Below are 10,282 nucleotides of genomic sequence, written 5' to 3'. Positions count from 1 at the left end.
CCATCTGGGCGCAGGCCTTGGCGTTGTCGAACTCACGACCGCAATCCATTATGTCTTTAATACGCCTGATGATCGGCTGATTTGGGATGTCGGCCATCAGTGCTATCCACACAAGATCCTCACGGGTCGGCGCGACCGTATTCGCACATTGCGCACCGGCGGCGGCCTCTCTGGCTTCACCAAGCGCAGCGAGAGCGAATATGATCCATTCGGCGCTGCCCACAGCTCTACGTCGATCTCTGCAGCATTGGGTTTTGCCGTAGCTAATAAAATTGCTGGAAAGCCCGGAAAGGCGATTGCAGTCATCGGTGACGGTGCGATGTCCGCCGGCATGGCGTATGAGGCGATGAACAACGCTCAAGCCGCAGGCAACCGACTTGTCGTAATTCTGAACGACAATGATATGTCGATTGCCCCGCCAGTGGGTGGCCTGTCAGCATATTTGTCGCGACTGGTATCCTCCAGCGAATATCTTGGCCTACGCAGCCTTGCCAGTAAGCTCGCAAAAAGGCTGTCGCGCCGGATTTACACCGCAGCTTCAAAGGCTGAGGAATTTGCCCGCGGCATGGCCATGGGCGGCACTTTGTTCGAAGAGCTTGGCTTTTATTATGTTGGCCCAATCGATGGCCATAATCTCGACCAGCTTATTCCAATCCTCGAAAATGTCCGCGACAATGCCGAAGGCCCAGTGCTGATCCATGTCGTTACGCAAAAGGGTAAGGGCTATGCCCCTGCAGAAGCCGCGGACGACAAATATCACGGCGTTGTGAAATTCGACGTCATTACGGGCAAGCAAGAAAAGGGCCCCGGCGGCGGTCCACCTTCATATCAGAATGTCTTTGGCGCAACGCTCGCTAAGCTTGCGGAAACGGACCCTAAAATTTGCGCCATCACCGCGGCTATGCCCGGCGGCACGGGCGTCGACAAATTCTCCGCAGCACACCCCGAACGCTCGTTCGATGTGGGGATCGCTGAGCAGCATGCGGTGACCTTTGCCGCTGGCCTTGCCGCGCAAGGAATGCGTCCATTCTGCGCGATCTACTCCACCTTCCTGCAACGTGCTTATGACCAAGTCGTGCATGATGTCGCTATCCAGAATCTGCCCGTGCGCTTCGCCATTGACCGCGCTGGCTTGGTTGGCGCCGATGGCAGCACACATGCCGGATCGTTCGACATCACCTATTTGGCGACTTTGCCGAATATGGTCGTGATGTCGCCGGCGGATGAGGCGGAGTTGGTGCACATGACTTACACTGCCGTCCTGCATGACAGCGGGCCAATCGCTTTCCGCTATCCACGCGGTAACGGGACCGGTGTTGCGCTGCCCGAAGTGCCCGAGCACTTGGAAATCGGCAAAGGCCGGATCATGCGCGAAGGGAAAAAAGTCGCGATACTCTCGCTCGGCACACGTTTGGTCGAAGCGATGAAGGCGGCGGATACACTGGATGCCAAGGGCCTTAGCACCACCGTTGCCGACTTGCGTTTTGCCAAGCCACTTGATGAAAAAATGATCCGCCACCTGATTGCTACACATGAAGTGATCGTGACCGTCGAGGAGGCCTCTGTCGGCGGCCTTGGCGCGCATGTGCTGACGTTGGCCAGCGACGCAGGGCTGATGGATACGGGCCTTAAGATCCGCACAATGCGCCTGCCTGACATGTTTCAGGAGCATGATTCGCCGCAGAAGCAATATGACCAAGCCGGCCTGAACGCGCCACAGATTGTCGAAACTGTGCTGAAAGCCCTTCGCCACAACAGCGCGGGCGTGGAGGAAGCGAGCGTGCGCGCTTAAAGCAGCTTTGCTTTCAATGCGTTAGTTTGGAATGATCGCCTGAGCGGTCTGGCCGTCACCATCAGGCGCAGCGATAATGTCGCGGGTAATGCTGCCCTTGTTCACAGTAGTGGTTTGCGGGTCACCGACCGATGATCGGATGCCAGCTTCGGCCGTTCCAGAGGTGGTCGAAATCGAACGTTCAGCCGCTGAGCGCGTTGCTATGCCGCCAAATAGAGCCTCTAAGGTTTGTTCCTGACTTGTGTCAGTTGAACGCGTCATGGTTGCTGCGGTTGGCTCAAGCGCGAAGTCCGGCGGAACCACCAGCGGTGCTGCGCGGCCTGCAATAGGCGCAGCAGTTTTGTTGCCACCAAGCATATTGCCAACAGATGCGCAGCCGGAAAGCATTGGAAGTGCAAGCGTTGCAGCGGCAAGACGCAAAGATTTCTTATTCATATGCATCTCCATTTACTGGCCGGATTGCGGACGTGACGTGGGCACATTGCCACCAAACATGGCGTCCAAAACTTGCTGTTTTGTGTCGCCAGCCTGCGGACGCGGAGCGTTGGGTGTCGGCTTGGGCAAATTAAACTCGGCAGGAACCTGGATCGGTTCTGATCGGGTGACGGCAAATTCATCAGGGCGATCGCGTTGATAAACGCTCGTCGTTCCGCAGCCAGAAAGCGGGAGAATAGCAACTGACGCTGCCGCTAAGATAAGTATCCGCTTCATGACTTCTCCACTATGTCGGCGCTGCTTACGGGTTCCTGAACAACAGACCCGCGGTCCGACGCCTTGTCGCTTATCAGAAAGGCGCGGGCAAGCAATATCATCACGCCGATGCTGATGCAGGCATCGGCCAGGTTAAAAATGTAAAAGGGTCGGAAAGCGCCAAAGTGCAGGTCGGCATAGTCTACGACATAGCCATAACGCACGCGGTCGACGATATTCCCGAGCGCGCCGCCCAGTACCAGCGACAAAGCAAGCACATCACCGCGCAGTTTTTCGCGCCACATCCAAACGCCAACAGCGACAGCAATCACGCCAGTCAATGCCACCAGCGCCCATCGTTCGCCGTCACTGTCTGCGGTTAAAAAGCTCATCGAAACGCCGCGGTTTTCAGCATAGCGCAAGTCAAAGAACGAAATGATGTGAATGACGCCGCGGCTTTGAAGTTGCAACGGCCCAAGCATCGCATATTTCACGATCTGATCCGCAATGAACGCAAGGCTTGCGAGCATGAGGCCCTGCAGGCGGAATTTGGAGTTGGAATTCATGCTTAATCCTTCCCGTTCACGGGGAGGGGGACCACGCGAAGCGAGGTGGAGGGGGAGGTAAATACGCACATTCCCTCTCGTGTAAGCCGCCAGCCCCCTCCGTCAACCCTGTGGGTTGCCACCTCCCCATAAATGGGGAGGGTTTGATGAGTCTTACCCACCAACAACATCCGCACAACGTCCGCACAAAGCGCCGTCATCAACAACCTCAGGCAAATGCCGCCAGCAGCGGCCGCATTTATGGTTGGCGGTTTTAACTGCGCCTTCCTCTCTGCCAAGATGCACCGCAGACACGATAAATATTTCGGCGAGGTCGATTTCGCGGGCATCACCCGGATAGCTATATTCAACTTCCAGACTTGAGCCAATTTCCTTGTTGCGTCGCATAGGTTCGATCAGCTCGTTTGCCAGCATACGGGCTCCCCTGATGCGACCCCAATTTTCGGCCAATTTTGTATCAATCCAACCCGCATCAACCTTGGGCCAATCCGAGAAATGGACGCTAACCGCATCCGGAAACCGCGTCTGCCAAACTTCTTCGCTGGTAAACACCAACATTGGGGCCGCGTAGCGGACGAGGGCGTGGAACAGCGTATCCAACACCGTGCGGTAGGCCATGCGCTTCGGATCAGTGGCCGCATCGCAATAGAGGCTGTCCTTGCGGATATCGAAGAAGAAGGCCGACAGATCTTCGTTCGCAAAATCGGTCAGCAACCGGACATAATTGTTAAAGTCAAAGTCATCGACCGCTTCCCGCAACTTCACGTCCATGTCGGCGAGCAGATGGAGCATATAACGCTCGAGCTCGGGCATATCGGCAACCGCGACCTTTTCGGCATCGGAAAAACCATCGAGCGCGCCAAGCAGATAGCGGAAGGTATTGCGCAATTTGCGATACTGGTCGGACACGCCTTGCAGGATTTCCTTGCCGATCCGGTGGTCCTCAGTGAAGTCCACCGTCAGCGCCCAAAGCCGCAAGATATCCGCGCCGCTGTCACGCATCAGGTCCAACGGGTTGATCGTGTTGCCCAATGACTTGGACATTTTCATGCCCTTTTGGTCCATCGTAAACCCGTGGGTCAGCACCGCATTGTAGGGCGCACGCCCCCGCGTACCGCAGCTTTGTAGTAAGGAAGACTGGAACCAGCCGCGATGCTGGTCGCTACCTTCTAAATACAAGTCCGCAGGCCATTGCAGATCAGGCCAACGTCCGCTTTCAAGGACAAAGGCATGCGTGCATCCCGAATCGAACCAGACATCAAGAATGTCGGTTACGCGCTCATAATCTGCGAGTGCGTAGTCGGGCCCAAGATATTCCTGCGCCCGTTCCTCGGACCAACCATCGACACCCTGTGCGCGCACGCCCGCAATGATGCGAGCATTCACGGCCGCGTCGTCGAGATATTGGTTGGTCCCCTTTTTCACAAACAAGGTGATCGGTACGCCCCATGCGCGTTGACGGGACAGCACCCAGTCGGGGCGGCCTTCGACCATCGACGACAGGCGGTTGCGGCCCTTTTCGGGGATGAAGCGGGTGTCCGAAATGGCGGCGACCGCCTTTTCGCGCAACGTAGCGCCAACAGTGGCTTTATCCATCGGCACAAACCATTGCGGCGTGCAGCGATAAATGACCTTCGCCTTCGACCGCCAACTGTGCGGGTAGCTGTGCTTGTAATCCGCCGACGCCGCGAGCAACCCGCCGCTTTCGCGTAAAGCGGTGCAGATGGGGCCATCAGGCGCGTTGAACTTGGGGTTGATGACGCTGCCTTCACCGCCCAGCCAGAGCCAGTCGGCGCGATATTTACCGTCGCCTTCGACCGCGAAGACGGGATCGATGCCGTTCGCCTTGCACAGGTCGAAATCATCCTCGCCATGGTCAGGCGACATATGGACGAGGCCTGTACCGCTGTCAGTGGTGACGAAGCCGCCTGCGAGCATTGGGCGCGGTTTCGCAAAGAAGCCGCCAAGATGGTGCATTGGGTGGCGGACGAAGGCATCAACAAGCCCCCCAGTCTTGAGAGGACCATATCCACGATCGACAGACTCTACCCCTAGTCGGGACAAGAATGCAGCTTCAAGATCAAGGGCATAGATATAGCGGCGGCCAGCCACCTCAGAAACGACGTAATCAACCTCTGGCCCGTAAGCCAAAGCCTGATTGACGGGGATGGTCCAAGGGGTCGTTGTCCAGATGACCGCGAAAGCACCAACTAACGAAGGTTCGTTGGGTGCTTCAACAATCTCAAACGCCACGTCGATCTGCGTCGAGACGATATCTTCATATTCCACCTCAGCTTCGGCCAAAGCGGTCTTTTCGACGGGCGACCACATCACTGGCTTTGCGCCGCGGTAGAGCTGGCCGCTTTCGGCGAATTTCAGCAGCTCGGCAACAATCGTTGCCTCGGCCTGAAAATCCATGGTCAGATAGGGATTGTCCCAATCGGCATTAATGCCCAGCCGCTTGAGCTGCTCGCGCTGCGTATCGACCCAATTCTGGGCATAAGCACGGCATTCGGCGCGAAATTCAACAGCGGGCACTTCGTCCTTGTTCAGCTTCTTCTTGCGATATTGCTCTTCAACCTTCCACTCAATCGGCAGGCCGTGGCAATCCCAGCCGGGCACATAAGGCGCGTCTTTGCCCAACAATGTCTGCGTGCGGACGACCATGTCCTTCAGGATATGGTTCAGCGCATGGCCGATATGCATGTCGCCATTCGCATAAGGCGGGCCATCATGCAGGATGAACTTTTCCCGCCCACGACGGCGATTGCGCAGCTCCGCATAGAAATCTGCCGCCTGCCAGCGCGCTAAAATACCCGGCTCCTTCTGCGGAAGGCCAGCCTTCATCGGAAAATCGGTTTTGGGCAAGAAGACGCTGTCGCGATAGTCTTGTTTCGGTGAGTCAGCAGGTTCGGTCATATCGTGCGGGTGCTTAGGGGAGGTTGGCGCTTTAGACAACTATTTGAGCGCAAAATTGGCGAAGTAGAGTCGGTTCGCACTGTCCAATTAAAAGTCACGCCAAAATGTCGCGCGCCTCGTCACAATCTTTCGCCATCTGCGCCATCAGCGCGTCTAGGCTATCAAACTTGGCCTCACCGCGAATGAAGGCGTGGAATTCAATCTCAATATTCTGGCCATAGAGGTCTTCGGCAAAATCGAAGAAATGTGGCTCCAGCAATTCCTTGGGCGGGTCAAAGGTCGGGCGGATGCCAAGGTTTGCCGCGCCGTTCAACACGCGGCCATTGGGCAACCGCCCCTTCACCGCATAAATGCCGTAACGTGGGCGCAGATAATGGCCCATGTCGATATTGGCCGTAGGAAAGCCCAAGAGTTGGCCGTTTTTGTCGCCATGCTGGACAACGCCTTCAACGGCAAAAGGCCGCGTGAGCAATGCGGTCGCGGTTGCGCAGTTGCCGTCTTGCAACGCAGTGCGAACGCGGCTTGACGAGATGACACCTGCGTCATCGACCACAGGGCCCATCGCAGTGGAGGAAAGCCCGTGCATGGCGCCAATCTCGCGCAGCACATCAATATTGCCGCCACGGGCCTTGCCAAAAGTAAAGTCCTCGCCGGTGACCACCGCCGAAAACCCAAGCCGCTCGATCAGCAATTTGACGATGAAATCGTCTGCACTCGTCGCGGCAAGTTCCACATCGAAATCGAACACCAACATCGCATCCGCGCCCGCAGCTTCGAAAAAGCGCTGCCGCTGATCAAGTGTTGTCAGCCGGAACCAAGGTGATTGCGGCGCAAAGAAGCGCACGGGATGCGGATCAAATGTGGCGATAATGGCTGGGCGGCCAGCGGCCTTGGCCTGCGCTATGGCTTCACCCGCCACTGCTTGGTGCCCCAAATGGAAGCCATCAAAATTGCCCAAGGCCGCGACCCCGCCGCGCAAAGCGTCAGGCATGCGGTCTTTAGCAGAAAGGCGCGGAATGGTCATTGTACTGCGGAAGCCTTTGGCATCGGAACCAACCCTGCACGAATGACGCGCAGGGTATTTTCACCCATGACGGCGCGGATTTCTTGCGCCGTAAAGCCTTCGTCCATCAATGCTTGCGTCACTTGAACCAATTGCGACGTGTCGAAACGCACTGTGGTTGCGCCGTCATAGTCCGACCCCAAAGCCACATGCTGAATGCCGACAAGATCGCGGACATGCTTCATCGCTTTGGCAGCGGCGCGGGGATCGGTTGAACAGATTGCGCCATCCCAATAACCAATGCCGATGACTCCGCCGGTTTTGGCCACACCGCGCACTTCATCATCGGTCAGGTTGCGGTTGACCTTACATGTCGCCTGCACGCCGCCATGGCTGGAGACCACTGGCCGCGTTGCCATGGCGAGCACTTCGGCAACGCCGGTATGAGACAAATGGGCGATATCGATGATCATACCCTTCGCCTCCATTCGCCGGACAATATCACGGCCAAAGGGGGTAAGCCCGCCTTTTTTCAGGCCATGCATTGACCCGCCCAGTTCATTGTCAAAGAAATGTGTAAGTCCGGCCATACGGAAGCCGGCATCATACAACCGGTCAAGATTGGACGCTTTACCTTCCAGATTCTGGAGGCCTTCAATCGTGAGCATCGCGCCGATCGGACGCAGAGTTGTTTGCCGTGCGGTAAGCAATGTGTCCAATTGGGCCGCTGAATTCACCGCTGCCAACGCGCCGTTCGAACCCGCAACGGCATCGCCACGTTTCGCCGCATGATATAATGACCGTTCGACCAAAGAATGCCATGTCTTCACCGGCTGCAACTGCGCAAAGGTGAGCAAGGTGATGTTGTCGCTATCGGCGCCATTGCCGTCATAATTCTGGTTCTTTGGCGTCTTTGTAACGGACGAAAACAACTGCAACGCAACATTGCCATCTTGCAAGCGCGGCAAATCCATGTGGCCGCGCGACACGCGGTCGTTGATATCGCGGTCCCACATTAACGTGTCGCTGTGCAGGTCCACGATGTTCAACGTCTTGTGCAGAACCTTGGCTTCGTCACTGACCGCAATCAAGGCTTTGCCGTCGACCTGATTCATCGATCCTTCGACATAGCTCGGCAGGAACCCAAAGAAACCCATTGCAGCAGCGGCAATCAATGTCGCCGGCATCCAAAATCTTTTACGCATATATCCCCCCTGCACGTTGCTATTTAGGCAACTTCGCGCCGCACCAGCGTTACAAAATCGAAGGCCGGAGCGCCGCCTTCGGCTTCGTGTCCCGCGCGCTCTATTTCCTCCCATATGGACATGTCAAAGGCGGGCACTGATGCATCCCCTTCGGGATTAGCATCGATTTCGGTGAGTTCTATGCGGTCAGCAAGCGGCAAGAACAATTCGTAAATCTCGGCTCCGCCGATGATGCATACATGCGGCCCATTGGCACGCTTCAACGCGTCCTCAACCGAATGGACAACCTCGGCGCCTTCTTCCTCCCAAGCCGTGTCGCGGGTGAGCACGATGTGGCGGCGTCCGTCGAGCAAGCCAGGCAGGCTGTCAAAGGTCTTGCGGCCCATGATCATTGGCCGTCCTTTGGTGACCTGCTTAAAATGGCGCAGGTCAGCGGGAATGTGCCATGGCATGCTGCCGTCCCTCCCGATTGTCCCATTAACGGCGCGGGCGAGGACAAGAACGATTTCGGGATGATTCATGCGCCCGTCTTGCAGACTTTTTCTTACCGATACAAGCGGGTGACGTGGCCTATTTTTCGCCCCGGCCGTGCTTCAGCCTTGCCATACAGATGCAGGCTTGCCGCAGGATCAGATAAAATCTGCTCAAATCGGTCGCCATCGTCGCCAATCAGGTTTTCCATTTCCACCCGTTCAGCAACCTTGTCCGTCGCGCCAAGCGGCAAGCCGCAAATGGCGCGAATGTGGTTTTCAAACTGACTGGTTGCCGCACCTTCGATGGTCCAATGCCCGCTATTGTGCACGCGCGGTGCGATTTCGTTGAACACTGGGCCTTGCGCGCTGGCAAAGAATTCGGCAGTTAACACGCCGACATAGTCTAGCGCTGATGCGACCGCTGCGGCCAGCGCGCGCGTTTCTTGCTGCTGGCTTTCAACCAAAGTGCCCGACGGCAGCGTCGATGTCGCAAGGATGCCACCGACATGTAGATTGCGCGGGCTGTCCCAAAAACGGATTTCGCCATCTTGGCCGCGTACCAATATCACCGAGTATTCCGCATCAAACGCCACCATCGCCTCGGCAATGACGGGCTGGGCACCCGTCCGTTCCCACGCGCCGGCAATGTCCCCCCGCGCCGTGATCCGCGCCTGTCCCTTGCCGTCATAACCAAAGCGGATGGTTTTCAGGATGCAGGGCATGCCAACTGCGTCAATCGCCACGGGCAATGCACTCTCGTCCTCCGCCACTGAAAATTCCGCCGTCTTACCGCCAAGCGCACGCACGAAATTTTTTTCCGCAGCCCGATCCTGCGCTACTTCCAATGCTTTGAGCGGTGGGTAAACCGGAACAAGGCCAGTGATCGTTTCAAGCGGCGGCACGGGCACATTTTCAAATTCGAAGGTTACAACATCGCACGCGTTGGCAAATGCCTTCAGTGCGGCCAAATCATCAAATTCTGCTATAGTATATGCAGCGCCCACATCGCACGCGACATTATCACCCGGTGGCGCGTAAATATGGCAACGATAGCCCAATTGCGCAGCGGCGACCGCAAGCATACGGCCAAGCTGACCGCCGCCTAATATTCCAATAGTTGAACCGGGGGGTAAAGCAGCCATCACGCAAACTTATTCGGGCGTTTCGGCGACCGACGCCGTTTGTGCTGCGCGCCATGCATCAAGCCGTTGGGCAAGCGCCGCATCCTCATTCGCCAGCATTGCCGCCGCCAGCAAGGCCGCGTTTGTTGCGCCCGCCTTGCCAATCGCCAAGGTCCCCACTGGAATTCCGGCGGGCATCTGGACGATGGACAAAAGGCTGTCCATCCCGTCCAGCGCTTTCGACTGCACGGGCACGCCAAGCACTGGCAGACGCGTCATGGATGCCGCCATGCCGGGCAAATGCGCCGCGCCGCCTGCGCCAGCAATGATGCATTTCAAGCCACGCCCAACCGCGCCTTTTGCATAATCATACAAGCGTTCGGGCGTGCGATGCGCAGACACCACTTTGCATTCATGTGGGATTTGGAGCGTAGCCAGTGTCGCTGAAGCCTCACGCATGGTTTCCCAATCCGAACGGCTTCCCATGATAATGCCAATAAGCGGCGCTGCTTC

10 protein-coding genes are annotated in these 10,282 nt (G+C 57.0%); 1 reads left to right on the top strand and 9 read right to left on the bottom strand.

Annotated elements, in window-relative coordinates:
• The coding region (dxs, locus tag ACIQ2T_RS09195) for a 1-deoxy-D-xylulose-5-phosphate synthase (RefSeq protein ID WP_397590551.1) at positions 1–1,792 on the top strand (1,792 nt) is incomplete at its 5' end.
• 21 nt (positions 1,793–1,813) lie between these two features.
• Here dxs and ACIQ2T_RS09190 read toward each other — a convergent pair.
• The 9 genes from ACIQ2T_RS09190 to purE form a co-directional block, all read right to left on the bottom strand.
• Positions 1,814–2,227 (bottom strand): DUF3035 domain-containing protein, encoded by a 414-nt coding sequence (locus tag ACIQ2T_RS09190; RefSeq protein WP_397590550.1) that lies wholly within the window; start codon positions 2,225–2,227, stop codon positions 1,814–1,816.
• A 12-nt stretch (positions 2,228–2,239) separates the two neighbouring features.
• Positions 2,240–2,503 carry a DUF3035 domain-containing protein gene (locus tag ACIQ2T_RS09185; RefSeq protein ID WP_397590549.1) on the bottom strand — a complete coding sequence of 88 codons (264 nt, stop codon included), beginning with the start codon at positions 2,501–2,503 and terminating at the stop codon, positions 2,240–2,242.
• Positions 2,500–3,048 carry a signal peptidase II gene (gene lspA / locus ACIQ2T_RS09180; protein ID WP_397590548.1) on the bottom strand — a complete coding sequence of 183 codons (549 nt, stop codon included), beginning with the start codon at positions 3,046–3,048 and terminating at the stop codon, positions 2,500–2,502. The genes ACIQ2T_RS09185 and lspA overlap by 4 nt, the downstream gene beginning before the upstream one ends.
• Positions 3,049–3,201: 153 nt before the next feature.
• Entirely contained in the window at positions 3,202–5,967 is a 2,766-nt protein-coding gene (gene ileS, locus ACIQ2T_RS09175) for an isoleucine--tRNA ligase (RefSeq protein WP_397590547.1), read from the bottom strand.
• A gap of 94 nt (positions 5,968–6,061) precedes the next feature.
• The gene (locus ACIQ2T_RS09170) at positions 6,062–6,985 is read right to left on the bottom strand and encodes a bifunctional riboflavin kinase/FAD synthetase (protein ID WP_397590552.1); all 924 of its coding nucleotides are present in this window, start codon (positions 6,983–6,985) and stop codon (positions 6,062–6,064) included.
• 2 nt (positions 6,986–6,987) lie between these two features.
• Positions 6,988–8,175: a dipeptidase gene (locus ACIQ2T_RS09165; protein ID WP_397590546.1), complete on the bottom strand. Its 1,188-nt coding sequence runs from the start codon at positions 8,173–8,175 to the stop codon at positions 6,988–6,990.
• Positions 8,176–8,198: 23 nt separating this feature from the next.
• On the bottom strand, positions 8,199–8,696 hold the full coding sequence (locus tag ACIQ2T_RS09160) for a dihydrofolate reductase (protein WP_397590545.1): 498 nt from the start codon (positions 8,694–8,696) through the stop codon (positions 8,199–8,201).
• Between the two features lie 23 nt (positions 8,697–8,719).
• Entirely contained in the window at positions 8,720–9,790 is a 1,071-nt protein-coding gene (locus ACIQ2T_RS09155) for a 5-(carboxyamino)imidazole ribonucleotide synthase (protein WP_397590544.1), read from the bottom strand.
• A 9-nt stretch (positions 9,791–9,799) separates the two neighbouring features.
• Positions 9,800–10,282 (bottom strand): 5-(carboxyamino)imidazole ribonucleotide mutase (gene purE / locus ACIQ2T_RS09150; protein WP_397590543.1); only part of this gene is annotated, 483 nt, incomplete at its 5' end.

Source organism: Sphingorhabdus sp., from assembly GCF_044357595.1.
Classification (GTDB): domain Bacteria; phylum Pseudomonadota; class Alphaproteobacteria; order Sphingomonadales; family Sphingomonadaceae; genus Sphingorhabdus_B.
This window is presented reverse-complemented; position numbering and strand designations above follow the sequence as displayed.